The organism is Mycobacterium conspicuum (assembly GCF_010730195.1).
GTDB lineage: Bacteria > Actinomycetota > Actinomycetes > Mycobacteriales > Mycobacteriaceae > Mycobacterium > Mycobacterium conspicuum.
Genome location: NZ_AP022613.1, coordinates 5,761,798 through 5,776,242, shown reverse-complemented (window position 1 = coordinate 5,776,242; position 14,445 = coordinate 5,761,798). Strand labels below are relative to the sequence as shown.

Here is a 14,445-nt window from a genome sequence, read left to right as displayed (position 1 = left end):
ACTCAGCCGCACAGACGTACGAAGGAGTCGCGGTGAGTTCACCGAACGAGCCTGGGGCCGCTAGCAAGGGCGACAAGGGTGACAGCCTGAACGGCGATGGCGCGCCCGAGCGCTCCGGTGCGCACCGGGCGGGGCCGCCTTCCGGGTCCGCGCCGACCGGCCCCGGTCCGGAGTCGGGCGACTCGCCGCCGTGGCAGCGGGGGCCCGCCCGGGCATCGCGCCCCGCCCAGCGCCCGGCGCCCGACGCGGGCGAGGCACGCGTGAACCGCTTCGTCTCCGGCACGTCGGTGTCGCAGACCCAGGAGTTCGACGCTCCCCCGGCGCGCGGCGATGGCCCGCCGTCTGAGGCCTACGCCAGCGAATTGCCCGATCTGTCGGGCCCCGTTCCGCGGCCCAGAGCGCGCAAACCCGCGCCCGAGCGGGGTTCCGCGCCGGCGGAGACGGCGGGCAAGAGCCGTCCGGGCGCGCCCGACTCGCGGGCCGAGTCGCGCGAAGAACGCGACAGCCGGGTCCAGGTGTCGCGGCGCGGCCGAGGTCCGGTGCGCGCGAGCATGCAGATCCGCCGGATCGATCCGTGGAGCACCTTGAAGGTGTCGCTGCTGCTTTCGGTGGCGCTGTTCTTTGTCTGGATGATCGCGGTGGCGTTCCTCTACTTGGTGCTCGGTGGCATGGGGGTGTGGGCCAAGCTCAACAGCAACGTGGGCGACCTGCTGAACAACACCAGCGGCAGCGCCGGAGAACTCGTCTCCAGCGGCACCATCTTCGGCGGGGCCGTCTTGATCGGCTTGGTCAACATCGTCCTGCTGACCGCGATGGCGACCATCGCCGCGTTCGTCTACAACTTGGCGACCGATCTGATCGGCGGCATCGAAGTGACGCTCGCGGACCTCGACTAGCGTTTTGGGGGTGGGGCGGCGCGTGCGGTAATCTCGTCGCTCGGCCGTACTCACGTACGGGCCTATAGCTCAGGCGGTTAGAGCGCTTCGCTGATAACGAAGAGGTCGGAGGTTCGAGTCCTCCTAGGCCCACAACCATGTGTCCGTCAAGACGATGTGTAAGGCTGGCGCTGCCGGTGGTCGCGATCGCTTCGATAGGGATAGTGGCGGCGGTGGTGCGGTCACGACGTGACGTCGAGGTGTGGCACGTGGCCGCGAATCAGGGCGAGGGGCCTTAGCTCAGTTGGTAGAGCACTGCCTTTGCAAGGCAGGTGTCAGGGGTTCGATTCCCCTAGGCTCCACAAGTTCTGCTTGAGCGTCGGCGCAGGCACCGGTGGAATACGGTTCTTGTTTTGAGTGATACGCCAGTCTAGGCTCCCACTAATATCGGCTTCTTTCGGGCGTTCCCCCGGACCGTGGTTAGGGGTGCGGTGTGTCGTATCTGGTAGCGGTGCCGGATCTATTGACGGCAGCGGCTCGCGATCTGGCCGGAATCAGCTCGGAGATCAGCGACGCGTCCGATGCGGTGCGTGCCGCGACGACGGGGATGCCCCCGGCGGCCGCCGACGAGGTGTCGGCGCTGATCGTCCGACTCTTCGCCGGCCACGCCGACCAGTACCGGGCGCTGAGCGCGCAGGCCGCGGCGTTTCACGGCGCGTTCGTCCGGGCCGTTGCGGCCGGCGCGACCTCGTATGTGAGCACCGAGGTCGCCAACGGCTCCGACATCGCGCTCATCATGGGCGGAACCTTCAACCCGCAACCAACGCCCGGCTACGTCAGCGCGATCAACAACCTGTTCATCCAGTCCAACCCGAACTACACCGGCTTCACCCCGTTCGGGCTGTACACCCCGGAGAGCGGCGGCGTCCTCCCACTCGTCAGCGGGCTGACGCTGGATCAGTCGGTGGTTCAAGGCGAGATCATTCTCAACAACGCCATCATGAACGCGCCCGCCGGCAGCCACATGCTCGTGTTCGGCTATTCGCAAAGCGCATGCATCGGCACGCTCGAGATGCGGGCCCTGGACGCGCTGCCGCCGGGCGAGGCGCCGAACCCCAGCAACCTGTCTTTCATGTTTATCGGCAACGGGGACACCCCCAATGGCGGTGTCTTCTCGCGGTTTTCGTTCAACATCCCGGGCCTGGACATCTCGACCTATGGCGCGATGCCGCCCAACACGCCGTACCCGACCACCATCTACACCTCCGAGTACGACGGGCTGGCCAACTTCCCGCAGTACCCGCTGAACATCGTCGCCGATCTCAACGCCGTCGCCGGCGCGATCTACGTGCACCCGCAGTACGCGTTCTTGACCCCGGCGCAGCTGCAGAGCGCGGTGCCCTTGGCGACGTCGCCCGGTTACTACGCCGACGGCGGCGTCACGCACTACTACATGATCCCGGAGCAGAACCTGCCACTGCTCAATCCCATACGGGCGATCCCCGTCATCGGCACCCCGCTCGCCGACCTGCTGCAACCGGATCTGCGGGTGCTCGTCAACCTGGGCTACAACCCCAACGGCTACGCCGACGTCCCCACCGGCGCGCAGTTGTGGCCGGGTTTCAGCCCCGTCGATGACCTGCTGAGAAGCGTTCCACCGCCCTGGAACGAGCTCATCTGGCAGCCCGACTACACGCCCTCGCCGCTGCCGCACAACAACCCGTTGGTGATCTACCGCGAGCTGGTCATCGGAGCACAGCAGGGCGTCACCGACGCCCTGGTCGACATCGGGGTATTGCCGCAGTCGTACTACGCGACGACCTACCCCGCGATCAACGACCTGGCGAAAATGACGAAGATCGCCTAGCGGCAATCGACGTGATCAATCGCGGACCGACCGCCTACGCGCGCACCAAAAGCATTGGGATGCAATGGGTCCCGGCAAGGCTGCGCGTTGTCCGATGGCCGGCGGCCGTGCCGGAATCTTGAAATACCGCCGCCACCAAGCGATTACAACGCCGCGACTGCGCGCGACTCGACGCGGAGCCGGTCTGGTAATGGGCGTGATGCACGCGAAGGTAAGCGCTACGGGCGCGGTTGCGGGTCCACGCTCGGCGGCCGAGGTGACGGGTCCGGGCGACCCTTTGAGCGTCGCACGATGCTGAAGGACACGGCTCCGACGGCCAGGACCGCCGCCGCGGCTCCCGCGATCACCCACGGGCGCGGACCGCGACGCTGCCTCTTGCGCGTGTCCTGCAAGGCCTGCGGCAGGCTTGCGACCACTTCCTGTGCCGCCGCGAGCTCCTGGGCGATTGTCTCCTGGGCCGCGGCGACCTCCCGGGCCAGCCGGCCTTGCTGGTAGCGGCGACGGAGCTGCGACGCGGTCGATTGCACCGAATGAACGCCAAGCCCGACAACGCCTCGGGTGACGTCCACCGGTCCGACCGCCGAGTACGTCAGGCCGCGGCTCAGCCGCTCCCGTGGGGTCAATTTGGTTGCCGCCTTTGCGCTCATCTGCCGCCTCTCCCTACCTGTCGCCCGAATGCTTCACCAGCCTGCCATCATTGCGGCGCTCGCGGGAGTGGACCCGGTGCGGACGTGCCCGCGCGTGATGGCAGACTCTGATCCCGTGACTAACCCGATCCAGACCGCCACCGCCACACTGCACACCAACCGCGGCGACATCAAGGTCGCGCTATTCGGAAACCATGCACCGAAGACCGTCGCCAATTTCGTTGGGCTGGCGCAGGGCACCAAGGAGTATTCGACCCAGAACGCATCGGGCGGCCCGTCGGGCCCGTTCTACGATGGCGCGGTCTTTCACAGAGTGATCCGGGGCTTCATGATCCAGGGCGGCGACCCGACCGGGACCGGGCGCGGCGGCCCCGGCTACAAGTTCGCCGACGAGTTCCATCCCGAATTGCAATTCGACAAGCCCTACCTGTTGGCGATGGCCAACGCCGGGCCGGGCACCAACGGCTCGCAGTTCTTCATCACGGTTGGCCCGACGCCGCACCTGAATCGGCGGCACACCATCTTCGGCGAAGTGACCGACGCCGACTCGCAAAAGGTCGTCGACGCGATCGCGACGACGGCCACCGACGGCAACGACCGGCCCACCGAACCGGTCGTCATCGAGTCGATCACCATCTCCTAAGCGTTCCTATGCGCCGCGAGCGTGCGCAAAATGACGCTCGCACGCTCGCCGGGGGTTAGTTCTTGCGGCCGGCGTAGCCGGCCGTGGTGAGGGCGTCGAGCACTTCCAGCGGGTCGGTGCCAAGGTCCCAGCGCGAGAAGATCACCAGCGCACCGGGGACCGTCTCGAGTTCGAGCAACCGGACTTTGCGCGCGTAGCGGCGGAACTCGGTGATCCGGATGATCTTGATGTCGGAGTGCTGAAATAGCTGCGTCTGGAACCAGCCCCGCAGGACCAGGCCGTCGGGGGTGATTGCCAGCTTCGGGCGCGCACGCCAGGACAATGCGGCAAACACGATCAACCCCGCCGCGGCAATGCCGCCCAGAACCCGCCCCGGCGGGTCTGTGACGACAGTCACACTCGCGATAGCCATGGCGACGCCCACGATCCCGCAACCTGCGATTCCCGCCGGATGCGGCTCCCACGACGTTTGCTGCATGCCCCGTCTAACCCCTCCTACCACTGCCGATGCGGTTATCCACAAGCGCTATCAACAGTGGGGATAAATCACACGCGTGTGATTGGGTGACGAGAAGGTTGCTAGACCAGTAACAGATCGACCACGAGATGAATTCATCGTGTCTTCAACGCCCGTTAATGCCAGCGCATCGTGAGCAACAGCCCGGTGATCATGAAAGCGAACGCGATGGCATAGTTCCACGGGCCCAGCTGCGCCATCCAGTGCAGCGCCGCCGGAGCCTGGGTTCCGACGGCCGCCAACTGAAACACCATCAACCAGACGAGCCCGATGAGCATCAGGCCGATGAACAGCGCCACGAACCACACACTCGAGGGCCCGACCTTCACCTTCACCGGCGTGCGGCTGACCGAGCTGACGGCGAAGTCGTTTTTCTTGCGGACCTTGGACTTGGGCATGATTTCCTTGGGATGGGGACCGATCACGTTAGCGGCTGCGTAGCTTGGTTACGAGACTAACTCACCTGGCCCCCTGACCAGGAAAATGGAGAAGCATGACTGACATGCGCCGCTCACCGTGGCGGTTCGGTGTCCCGTTGGTGTGCGTGCTCGCCGGCCTGCTCCTGGCCGCCACGCACGGGGTGTCGCGCGGCACCGAGATCCGCCGCAGCGACGCCCCGCGCCTCGTCGACCTGGTCCGAGAGGCCCAGTCGTCGGTGACCCGGTTGAGTGCCGCACGCGACGCGCTGACCAAAAAGCTCGATTCGATGCACGGCCGGTCCACGGATGCCGCACTGGGGGCGATGCTGAGGCGATCCGCCGAGTTGGCGGGCGAGGCGGACATGGACCCGGTGCACGGACCGGGCCTGGTGGTGACGCTGCAGGACGCGCAGCGCGACGCCAACGGCCGCTTTCCGCGGGACGCGTCCCCCGACGACCTGGTGGTACACCAGCAAGACATTCAGGCCGTCCTCAACGCGTTGTGGAGCGCCGGCGCCGAGGCGATCCAGATGCAGGACCAGCGCATCATCGCGACCTCGGTGCCTCGCTGCGTCGGCAACACGCTGTTGCTCAACGGGCGCACCTACAGTCCGCCCTACAAGATCACCGCGATCGGCAATGCCACGGCGATGCAGGCGGCGCTGGGGGCCGCTCCCCTCGTGACCCTTTACAAGCAGTACGTGGTCCGGTTCGGCCTCGGCTACCAGGAGGACGTCAAGCCCGATGTCCGGATCGTCGGCTATACCGAACCGGTCCGCGTGCATTTCGCTCAGCCGTCGGGCCCGGTGGGTTACTGACTCGGTAACCTGACACGATGCGGATCCTGGTTGTCGACAACTACGACAGCTTCGTGTTCAACCTCGTGCAGTACCTCGGACAGCTCGGGGTTCAGGCCGAGGTGTGGCGCAACGACGACGCGCGGCTGTCCGCCGAGCAAGAGGCGACGACGGTCACGCAGTTCGACGGTGTGCTGCTCAGCCCGGGGCCGGGCACGCCCGAACGCGCCGGCGCGTCGATCGGCTTGGTCCGCGCGTGCGCCGCGACCAACACGCCGTTGCTGGGGGTATGCCTGGGCCACCAGGCCATCGGCGTCGCTTTCGGCGCCAAGGTGGATCGCGCCCCCGAATTGCTGCACGGCAAGACCAGCAGCGTGTTCCACACGAATGTTGGTGTCCTGCAAGGCCTTCCGGACCCATTCACCGCGACCCGCTACCACTCGCTGACGATCCTGCCGGAGTCGCTGCCCGAGGTCCTGGAGGTCACCGCGAACACCCGCAGCGGGGTGATCATGGCGGTGCAACACACCAGCTTGCCGATCCACGGTGTGCAATTCCACCCGGAGTCGATCCTGACCGAGGGCGGGCATCGGATGCTGGCCAACTGGCTCGTCTACTGCGGCTGGGCCCGAGACGAAACGTTGGTCCGCAGGCTGGAAAACGAGGTCCTCGCGGCGGTGCGGCCGCACCTGCCGGAGTCGTTGCCGAATCCCGGCGCTACTGACCGAACTTCAGCGTGATGATTCCGTCCCGGTTGACGCCCATGCCGGCCTGCGGGTTCTGATACACGATCCGGTTGTGCTGGGAACCGCCGGCGTCGACGTCCGGGCCCTTGTCCAGCACCCCGGTCCAGCCCAGGGCGCGCAGCCGGGGCTCGGCGTCGGTCCAGAACATCCCCGACAGGTCGGGCATCAAAAACTGGTTGCCCTTGGACACCTGCAGCTCGATCACCGAATCCACCGGAACCGTCTGGCCCTTGGGCGGATTGGTGCCGGTGACCTCGCCGGCCGGGCGGGGGCTGTCGACCGAGGCCTGGGTGAGCTTGGTAAAGCCGTAGACGTTCAGGTTCTTTTGCGCCACATCGACGGTCTGACCGGCAACGTCGGGAACCTGCTTGGTCTCCGGTCCGGAGCCGACGACGACGGTGATCACATTGGTGATCGCCGAGGTCTGGTTGGCCGGCGGATTGGTGCCGATGACCTTGCCGGAAAGCTCCGGCGTCGACGGGGAGTTCGCCTGCTTGAACTTGGTGAAGCCGGCGGCCTTGAGCTTGTTGATCGCGTCGGAATAGCTCATCGAGGACACGTCGGGTACTTCGCGCTGTTCGGGTCCGGTGGAGACGATGATCGTGATCAAGTCGCCGGCGGCGACCGCGGCGTTCGCGCCGGGATCGGTGTTGATGACGTGATCGGGCGGGACCGTCGAATCGGGCCGCTGCTGGGTGCGGGTCTTGAAGCCGCGGTTTTGCAGGGCGGCGATCGCGTCGGCTGACACTTGGTCCCGCACATCGGGCACCTGAACGTCGCGCGTATTGCCGCCGAACGTGTTAAACGCGATCACGACGACGATCGTCAGCACCGCCAGCACGGCGACCGCGACGACCCAGCGGCCGACCGAACCGACGCGCTCGCCGTCGTCGTCCAGGGCCTGGCGAGGCAGCGGATCGGTGCGCGGCCCCCCGACATTCGAGCCCCCCGACGAGAACAGAGAGTTCCGCTCGTCCCCGCTGAGCACCTTGGGTGCCTCCGGCCGTTCACCGTTGTACACCCGGACCAGGTCGGCCCGCATTTCCGCCGCGGTCTGGTAGCGGTTTTCCGGGTTCTTGGCCAACGCCTTGAGCACGACGGCGTCGAGGTCGCTGGAGATGCCCTGGTGTCGTTCGGACGGCGGCACCGCGTCTTCGCGGACATGCTGGTAGGCCACCGCGATGGGGGTGTCTCCGGTGAAAGGCGGGTCGCCGGTGAGGATTTCGTAAAGAACGCAGCCCAGCGAGTAGACGTCGGATCTGGCGTCGACGGGATTGCCGCTGGCCTGTTCCGGCGAGAGGTATTGCGCCGTCCCGATCACCGCCGCGGTCTGTGTCACGCTGCTGCTGTCGGCGATCGCGCGCGCGATGCCGAAGTCCATGACCTTCACCTGGTTGGTGTGGCTGATCATGATGTTCGCCGGCTTGACGTCGCGATGGATGATGCCGTTTTCGTGGCTGAAGTTCAGCGCATTGCACGCATCGGCGATGACCTCGATGGCCCGCCGCGGGGGCAGGGGTCCGTCGGTGTGCACGATGTCGCGCAGGGTTTCACCGTCGACGTATTCCATCACGATGTAGGGCAACGGGCCTGCGGGGGTTTCGGCCTCGCCGGTGTCGTACACCGCCACGATGGCCTGGTGATTCAGCGCGGCGGCGTTTTGCGCCTCGCGGCGGAAGCGCAGGTAAAAGCTGGGATCGCGGGCCAGATCGGCGCGCAAAATTTTGATCGCGACCTCGCGATGCAGGCGGTGGTCACGCGCCAGGTGGACCTCGGACATCCCCCCGAAGCCGATGATCTCCCCCAGTTCGTAGCGATCAGACAGGAATTCAGGGGTGCTCATGGTGGTGTCTCGTGCGGCGGCGGCAGCAGCGGAAGCCTGGGCCCGAAGCCGGTGGGAGTTTTGGAGGGCGGCGGCGCGGCGGGCGGGCTGCCGGTGTCGGTGACCGTCGGCGGGGGTGACGCGGGTGGGTTTTCGCTGCTGTGGTTGATGACGATCAGCACCGCGATGATGATTGCCAGCGCTCCCAGCACGCCGGCGGCCCAGAGCAGCGCGCGCTGGCCCGACGAGAAGGTGCGCCGCGGCGGCGGAGGGCGGCGACCGCCCGTCGACGGCCGGGATCGGTGCGGCGCCGGGTTCCGGCCACTGGGGGTACCTGCGATCCTGGTCGGCGTGGCCGAGGGAATGGCGGCCGGGGACGCCCGGCCGGCCGGCGGGGTCTGACTCGGCCTGGGTGGCCGGCGGCCGGCTCGTACCGCGGCAACGGCATCCGCGAACGGACCCCCGCTGCGGTAGCGCATGCCCGGGTTTTTCACCAGCGTGATCTCGATGAGTTCTCGCACATTGGGCGGCAGGTCGGCCGGCAACGGCGGCGGAGGCTCCTTGATGTGCTTCATCGCCACGGTCAGGGCGCCATCGCCGGTGAACGGCCGCTTGCCCGAAACCACTTCATAGCCGACGACCCCCAGCGAATACACGTCGCTGGCTGGGGTCGCATCGTGACCCAGTGCTTGTTCGGGCGCGATGTATTGCGCGGTACCCATCACCATGCCGGTCTGCGTGACCGGGGCCGCGTCGACCGCCTTGGCGATGCCGAAGTCGGTGATCTTCACCTGCCCGGTGGGCGTGATGAGGATGTTGCCCGGCTTGACGTCGCGGTGCACCAGGCCCGCGGCATGCGCGATCTGCAGCGCTCGGCCGGTCTGCTCGAGCATGTCCAACGCATGCCGCAGCGACAGCCGGCCGGTGCGCTTGAGCACCGAATTCAGCGGTTCGCCGTTGACCAGCTCCATGACCAGATAGGCGGTGCGGCCCTCCCCGTCCAGCTGGCTTTCGCCGTAGTCATGGACGCTGGCGATGCCGGGATGGTTGAGCATGGCGGTGGTGCGCGCCTCGGCGCGGAACCGCTCGATGAACTCCGGGTCCTGCGAAAACTCCTGCTTGAGCACCTTGACCGCGACGCGCCGGCCCAGGCGGCTGTCCACCGCCTCCCAGACTTGGCCCATGCCACCGGTGGCGATGAGCCGCTGCAGGCGGTACCTGCCCGACAACGTCACACCAACTCGGGGGCTCATGCTCCTCCCTGCAGTGCGGCCTCGATCACGGCCCGTCCGATCGGCGCGGCGAGCGCACCTCCCGTGGCCGACAGCCGGTCACCGCCACCCTCCACCAGTACCGCTACCGCAACCTTCGGGGTCTGGGCGGGCGCGAAGGCGATGTACCACGCGTGCGGCGGCGTGTGCCGCGGATCGGTGCCATGCTCGGCAGTACCAGTCTTGGATGCGATCTGCACGCCGGGGATGGCTCCTTTCTGCTGCGCGTCCTTCTCGGCGCCGACCATCAGCTCTGTTAGCTTAGCGGCGACCTGCGGCGACACGGCGCGGCGCTGCTGATACGGCGCTGTTGTGCTGATGATGGACAGGTCGGGGCCCTTGAGGGTGTCGATCAGATAGGGCTGCATCATCACCCCGTTATTCGCGATGGCCGCGGCGATCTCCGCGTTCTCCAGCGGTGTCAGCGCGACGTCTTTCTGACCAATGCTTGACATACCCAGCGCGGCCGCGTCCGCAATGAGTCCCACATTGGATTCGGCAACCTGCAGTGGAATGACACTGGGCGTGCTGTCCAGGCCGAACGAACGCGCCATGCTGCGCAGGGCGTCGGCGCCGGTGGCCAGGCCCAGCTGGACGAACGCGGTGTTGCACGACAGAGCGAACGCCTCGGTCAGCGACACGGTGGGGTCGGGGCCGCATGGGGTGCCGCCGTAGTTCTCCAAGGTGACCGTGCTGTCGGGTAGCGGAATCCTGGCCGCGGAGGTCAGCTGCTCGTTCGGGTCGGCACCCGCCTGCAGCGCCGCCGCGGTCGTGACGACTTTGAAGGTGGAACCGGGCGGGTAGGTCTCGGCGATGGCGCGGTTGGTCAGGGGCGAGTTGGGATCGTCACGCAGCCGCTTCCAGGCTTGCGCCTGCTCCTCGGGATTGTGGGAGGCCAGCAGGTTGGGGTCATAGGACGGAGACGACACCATCGCGAGGATCTTGCCCGTGGCCGGTTCCAGCGCGACCACTGCTCCCTTGCAGGGCGATCCCGCGCAGCCTTGCTGCATGGCGTCCCAGGCGGCTTGCTGGACGCGGGGGTTGATGGTGGTGTCGACATTGCCGCCGCGCGGATCGCGGCCGGTGAAGAAGTCGGCCAGCCGGCGCCCGAATAGCCGCTCGTCTGACCCGTTCAATACCGGGTCCTCGGCGTGTTCGAGCCCGGTACTGGAATAGCGCAGTGAATAGAAGCCGGTGATCGGCGCGTACACCGCCGCGTTGGGATACACCCGCAGGAACCGGAAGCGGTTGTCGGTGGCCACCGAATAGGCCAGCAGCTGCCCACCCGCGGTGATCTGGCCGCGCTGACGTGAATACTCGTCGAGCAGTACGCGCTGGTTCCGGGGGTCGGCGCGCAGCCCGTCGGCGGTGAAGACCTGCGTGTACGTGGCGTTGAGCAGCAGCAGCACGATCAACGCCATCACGATCACCGAGATCCGGCGAAGCGAGGTGTTCATACTTTTTGGATCACTTCGGTGCCGGCCGTCGCGATCGGCGAGGTGTCGCGGGGGTGGGTGCGCAGCGGTCGGCGCGCGCTGTGCGAGATGCGCGCCAGGATGGCCAGCAGCACGTAGTTCGCCAGCAGCGACGATCCACCGTAGGACAGCCACGGGGTGGTCAACCCGGTCAGCGGGATGAGCCGGGTGACACCACCGACGACGATGAACAGTTGAATGGCCAGCGTTGACGCCAGGCCCGCGGCGAGCAGCTTGCCGAAGCTCTCCCGCGTCGCGATGGCGGTACGCAGGCCGCGGACAATGACGATCGTATAGAGCAGTAGCAGCGCTGCCAGACCCACCAATCCGAGCTCTTCGCCGAACGCGGCGATGATGAAATCGGTCGACGCCGCGGGCACGGTGTCGGGTTGGCCGTTGCCCAGCCCGGTGCCAAAGATGCCACCGGTAGCAAAGCTGAACATCGACTGCACCAGTTGATAACCGCTGCCCTCGGGATCGGTGAACGGGTCCCACCACATCTGCACGCGAACCCGTACGTGGCTGAAAATGAAATACGCCACAACGCTTCCCGCGACGAACAGCGCCAGTCCGATGACCACCCAGCTGAGTCGCTGGGTGGCGAGATAGACCACCACCAGGAACGAGGCGTAAAGCAACAGCGAAGTGCCGAGGTCCTTTTCGAAGACCATCACACCGATCGAGATCACCCACGCCGCAAGCAAGGGCGCGAGGTCTCGCGGTCGGGGCAGGTTCATACCCATCAAATGCCTACCGACACTGTGGAAGACGCCGCGCTTGGCGATGAGCACGGCGGAGAAGAAGATGAGCAGCAGGATTTTGGAAAATTCGGCGGGCTGAATCGAGAAGCCGGAGAAGCGAATCCAGATTTTCGCGCCGTTCTGTTCGGATAAGGATGCCGGCAGCAGTGCGGGTATCGCCAAGAAAACCAGACCCGTCAGGCCACAGATGTAGCCGTAGCGAGCGAGCTGTCGATGGTCTTTCAGAAACGTGACCACGAGCGCGAACGCCGCGACTCCGACCAGGGTCCACAGCATCTGCTGGGCCGCGCCGGCGTGATGGTGCCTATTGAGCTCGCTGTTGACGAGGTCGAGCCGGTGAATCATCACCAGACCAAGTCCGTTGAGCAGGGCCACGATTGGCAACAGCAGCGGATCGGTGTACGGGGCAAAGCGGCGAATGACCAGATGCGCGCCCCCGAACACGGCGAGGAAGGCCAGGCCGTAGCGAGTCAGGTCCCAGCGCAAGCCCTGCTCCTGGTTGGCTTCCACGACGAGTAAGGCCGCGACGGTGACGATGGCGGCGAAGCACAGCAGCAGCAGTTCGGCGTTGCGTCGCGTGGGCAGCGGGGGTGTCACCGCGACCGGTGGTTGGACCTGCGTGGTCATGCCGCCGCCCGGCAGTGCGGAATTGCGGGCACCGGCTGGGGAATTGTGGCGGGCGCAAGCGAGGAGGCCGACGGGGCCACTGGGGCCGAGGTGGCCGCCGGCGAGGTAGTTGAGGGGCCGCGCGTGGCGCTGCTGGTAGGCGAGGTCGGGGGCGTAGTGGTTGTCGGGGCGGTGGACTCGGGTGCCGGCGTTTGGCCCGCCGGTGCGGGCGGTGAGGTGGCGCGAGGGGGCGGGCAGGTCAGCAGCGAATCGGCCAGCAACTTCCGTAGCTGGGACTCCGCCTGATCGAGCGTGCCGCCCGGCAGGCCGCTTTGCACCTGCGCCTGTCCGGCGGGGTTGAGATCCTGCGGCGTCGTCAGTTGGCAGCCGTTGCTCCCGGATTGGCCGTAGCTGATCAGCGACATCTCGTTGCGTGCGTTGACGCAGGCCACCAGGTACGGCTCCTGCAGGGAAATGCCCAGCAGCGAACCCTGAATGCCGCGCAAGATGGACACCTTGCCGCGGTATTCGGCGACGTAGTAGTTATTGGTGATGATCCACCGGCCAATAGCCAGGCCGGCCAGCACCACCAGCACCACGACGGCTATGACGAGGGCCATCCGGCGCCGCGACCACCGCGGTCGAGTAGCTGTATCGACTTGCGGCGGTGTACGTTTGGCAACCTCCTTGCGTGGGTTGATGGCCGAGGCGCGGCCCGCGGCGGTGTTGGGCAGGGTCACGTTTTGGTCGTCTTCACCAGATACCGCGCCGGCGAGAATCGGCTGGGTCTGCCCGTAGTCGTAGTCCACGACATCGGCGACGACGACGGTCACGTTGTCCGGACCGCCACCGCGCAACGCCAATTCGATTAAACGATAGGCACTTTCGGCTACGTCGGGAATCTGTAACGCCTCGAGGATGGTTTCGTCGCTCACCGGGTCGGATAGGCCGTCCGAGCACAGCAGGTATCGATCGCCGGCCCGCGCTTCCCGCATTGTCAAGGTGGGCTCGACCTCGTGGCCGGTCAATGCCCGCATGATCAAGGAACGCTGCGGATGGCTATGAGCCTCCTCGGCGGTAATCCGGCCCTCGTCGACCAACGTTTGGACGAAGGTGTCGTCCTTGGTTATCTGCGTGAGTTCCCCGTCGCGCAGCAGGTAGCCGCGTGAGTCACCGATGTGCACCAGCCCAATCTGGTTGCCCGCGAACAGGATTGCGGTCAGCGTGGTGCCCATGCCCTCCAGGTCGGGCTCCAGCTGAACGTGCTCGGCGATGGCCGCATTGCCGGCGCGCACCGCGGCTTCCAGCTTGCCCAGCAGGTCGCCACCGGGTTCGTCGTCGTCGAGGTGGGCCAAGGCGGCGATGACCAATTGGGACGCCACCTCGCCGGCCGCGTGGCCGCCCATGCCGTCGGCGAGGGCCAGCAGGCGAGCGCCGGCATACACCGAGTCTTCGTTGTTCGCGCGTACCAGTCCGCGATCGCTGCGGGCCGCATATCGCAGGACCAGGCTCACGGGCGCAACTCGATTGCTGTTTTGCCGATCCGAACCGGCGTACCTATGGGAACTCGTACCGCAGTGGTCACCTTTGCCCTGTCAAGGTAAGTGCCGTTGGTCGATCCTAGATCCTCGACGTACCATTCCGAGCCGCGCTGGGACAACCGGGCGTGCCGCGTCGAGGCGTAGTCGTCGGTCAGGACGAGGGTGGAATCGTCAGCGCGCCCGATCAACACGGGCTGTCCGCTCAGGGTGATGCGTGCTCCGGTCAGCGACCCCTCGGTCACCACCAGATAGCGCGCCGCGGTCCGCTGTCGCGCAGGAAGCAGCGTGCCGCGCAACGCCAAGCCGCGGCGCACCATGACCGCCCCGGTCGGCGCATAGATGTCGGTCTTCAGGATGCGCAGCACCGACCAGATAAATACCCATAGCAACATTAAAAATCCGGCACGCGTCAGCTGCAGTACCAGTCCCTGCATCTGACGTCCTTTCCGTCTCGCGCC

14 protein-coding genes and 2 tRNA genes are annotated in these 14,445 nt (G+C 66.5%); 7 read left to right on the top strand and 9 right to left on the bottom strand.

Annotated elements, in window-relative coordinates; all coding sequences use genetic code 11:
• Positions 1-32: 32 nt before the first annotated feature.
• From G6N66_RS26630 to G6N66_RS26615, 4 genes are all read left to right on the top strand, one after another.
• A complete protein-coding gene (locus G6N66_RS26630) occupies positions 33-896 on the top strand; it encodes a DUF3566 domain-containing protein (RefSeq protein ID WP_085233855.1) in 864 nt (287 codons plus the stop codon).
• Between the two features lie 58 nt (positions 897-954).
• Positions 955-1,028 (top strand) — tRNA-Ile (locus G6N66_RS26625).
• A 136-nt stretch (positions 1,029-1,164) separates the two neighbouring features.
• Positions 1,165-1,237, top strand: a tRNA-Ala gene (locus G6N66_RS26620).
• 131 nt (positions 1,238-1,368) lie between these two features.
• The gene (locus tag G6N66_RS26615; RefSeq protein WP_085233854.1) at positions 1,369-2,742 is read left to right on the top strand and encodes a PE family protein; all 1,374 of its coding nucleotides are present in this window, start codon (positions 1,369-1,371) and stop codon (positions 2,740-2,742) included.
• Positions 2,743-2,960: 218 nt separating this feature from the next.
• Here G6N66_RS26615 and cwsA read toward each other — a convergent pair whose 3' ends face one another.
• A complete protein-coding gene (gene cwsA / locus G6N66_RS26610; protein ID WP_085233853.1) occupies positions 2,961-3,389 on the bottom strand; it encodes a cell wall synthesis protein CwsA in 429 nt (142 codons plus the stop codon).
• Between the two features lie 97 nt (positions 3,390-3,486).
• Between cwsA and G6N66_RS26605 the strand changes: the two genes are divergently transcribed.
• Positions 3,487-4,032, top strand: coding sequence for a peptidylprolyl isomerase (locus G6N66_RS26605; protein ID WP_085234070.1), 546 nt, complete (start codon positions 3,487-3,489; stop codon positions 4,030-4,032).
• A gap of 55 nt (positions 4,033-4,087) precedes the next feature.
• On the opposite strand, the gene G6N66_RS26600 is transcribed toward G6N66_RS26605, so the two are convergent.
• Positions 4,088-4,510, bottom strand: coding sequence for a PH domain-containing protein (locus G6N66_RS26600; protein WP_085233852.1), 423 nt, complete (start codon positions 4,508-4,510; stop codon positions 4,088-4,090).
• A 155-nt stretch (positions 4,511-4,665) separates the two neighbouring features.
• Complete coding sequence (gene crgA / locus G6N66_RS26595) at positions 4,666-4,947, bottom strand: cell division protein CrgA (protein WP_085234069.1); 282 nt, start codon at positions 4,945-4,947, stop codon at positions 4,666-4,668.
• Between the two features lie 95 nt (positions 4,948-5,042).
• Here crgA and G6N66_RS26590 point away from each other — a divergent pair, with 95 nt between their 5' ends.
• Positions 5,043-5,786 (top strand): DUF881 domain-containing protein, encoded by a 744-nt coding sequence (locus G6N66_RS26590; RefSeq protein ID WP_085233851.1) that lies wholly within the window; start codon positions 5,043-5,045, stop codon positions 5,784-5,786.
• A gap of 17 nt (positions 5,787-5,803) precedes the next feature.
• Positions 5,804-6,505, top strand: a complete 702-nt coding sequence (locus tag G6N66_RS26585; RefSeq protein WP_085233850.1) for an aminodeoxychorismate/anthranilate synthase component II — start codon at positions 5,804-5,806, stop codon at positions 6,503-6,505.
• Here G6N66_RS26585 and pknB read toward each other — a convergent pair.
• The 6 genes from pknB to G6N66_RS26555 are packed head-to-tail and all read right to left on the bottom strand — an operon-like array spanning position 6,483 to position 14,421.
• Positions 6,483-8,354 carry a Stk1 family PASTA domain-containing Ser/Thr kinase gene (gene pknB / locus G6N66_RS26580; RefSeq protein WP_085233849.1) on the bottom strand — a complete coding sequence of 624 codons (1,872 nt, stop codon included), beginning with the start codon at positions 8,352-8,354 and terminating at the stop codon, positions 6,483-6,485. The two genes, G6N66_RS26585 and pknB, sit on opposite strands and share 23 nt — an antisense overlap.
• Positions 8,351-9,586, bottom strand: a complete 1,236-nt coding sequence (locus tag G6N66_RS26575; RefSeq protein ID WP_085233848.1) for a serine/threonine-protein kinase — start codon at positions 9,584-9,586, stop codon at positions 8,351-8,353. Before G6N66_RS26575 ends, pknB begins: the two co-directional genes overlap by 4 nt.
• Positions 9,583-11,061, bottom strand: a complete 1,479-nt coding sequence (gene pbpA / locus G6N66_RS26570) for a D,D-transpeptidase PbpA (protein WP_085233847.1) — start codon at positions 11,059-11,061, stop codon at positions 9,583-9,585. The genes G6N66_RS26575 and pbpA overlap by 4 nt, the downstream gene beginning before the upstream one ends.
• A complete protein-coding gene (locus G6N66_RS26565) occupies positions 11,058-12,467 on the bottom strand; it encodes an FtsW/RodA/SpoVE family cell cycle protein (protein ID WP_085233846.1) in 1,410 nt (469 codons plus the stop codon). The genes pbpA and G6N66_RS26565 overlap by 4 nt, the downstream gene beginning before the upstream one ends.
• Positions 12,464-13,960: a PP2C family protein-serine/threonine phosphatase gene (locus G6N66_RS26560; protein ID WP_085233845.1), complete on the bottom strand. Its 1,497-nt coding sequence runs from the start codon at positions 13,958-13,960 to the stop codon at positions 12,464-12,466. Before G6N66_RS26560 ends, G6N66_RS26565 begins: the two co-directional genes overlap by 4 nt.
• Positions 13,957-14,421: an FHA domain-containing protein FhaB/FipA gene (locus tag G6N66_RS26555; RefSeq protein WP_085233844.1), complete on the bottom strand. Its 465-nt coding sequence runs from the start codon at positions 14,419-14,421 to the stop codon at positions 13,957-13,959. The genes G6N66_RS26560 and G6N66_RS26555 overlap by 4 nt, the downstream gene beginning before the upstream one ends.
• Between the last annotated feature and the right edge of the window lie 24 nt (positions 14,422-14,445).

Coding starts and splice junctions, on each gene's coding strand:
- cwsA (WP_085233853.1), bottom strand. CDS start 3,389: ATGAGCGCAAAGGCGGCAACCAAATTGACCCCACGGGAGCGGCTGAGC.
- G6N66_RS26605 (WP_085234070.1), top strand. CDS start 3,487: ATGGCAGACTCTGATCCCGTGACTAACCCGATCCAGACCGCCACCGCC.
- G6N66_RS26600 (WP_085233852.1), bottom strand. CDS start 4,510: ATGCAGCAAACGTCGTGGGAGCCGCATCCGGCGGGAATCGCAGGTTGC.
- crgA (WP_085234069.1), bottom strand. CDS start 4,947: ATGCCCAAGTCCAAGGTCCGCAAGAAAAACGACTTCGCCGTCAGCTCG.
- G6N66_RS26590 (WP_085233851.1), top strand. CDS start 5,043: ATGACTGACATGCGCCGCTCACCGTGGCGGTTCGGTGTCCCGTTGGTG.
- G6N66_RS26585 (WP_085233850.1), top strand. CDS start 5,804: ATGCGGATCCTGGTTGTCGACAACTACGACAGCTTCGTGTTCAACCTC.
- pknB (WP_085233849.1), bottom strand. CDS start 8,354: ATGAGCACCCCTGAATTCCTGTCTGATCGCTACGAACTGGGGGAGATC.
- G6N66_RS26575 (WP_085233848.1), bottom strand. CDS start 9,586: ATGAGCCCCCGAGTTGGTGTGACGTTGTCGGGCAGGTACCGCCTGCAG.
- pbpA (WP_085233847.1), bottom strand. CDS start 11,061: ATGAACACCTCGCTTCGCCGGATCTCGGTGATCGTGATGGCGTTGATC.
- G6N66_RS26565 (WP_085233846.1), bottom strand. CDS start 12,467: ATGACCACGCAGGTCCAACCACCGGTCGCGGTGACACCCCCGCTGCCC.
- G6N66_RS26555 (WP_085233844.1), bottom strand. CDS start 14,421: ATGCAGGGACTGGTACTGCAGCTGACGCGTGCCGGATTTTTAATGTTG.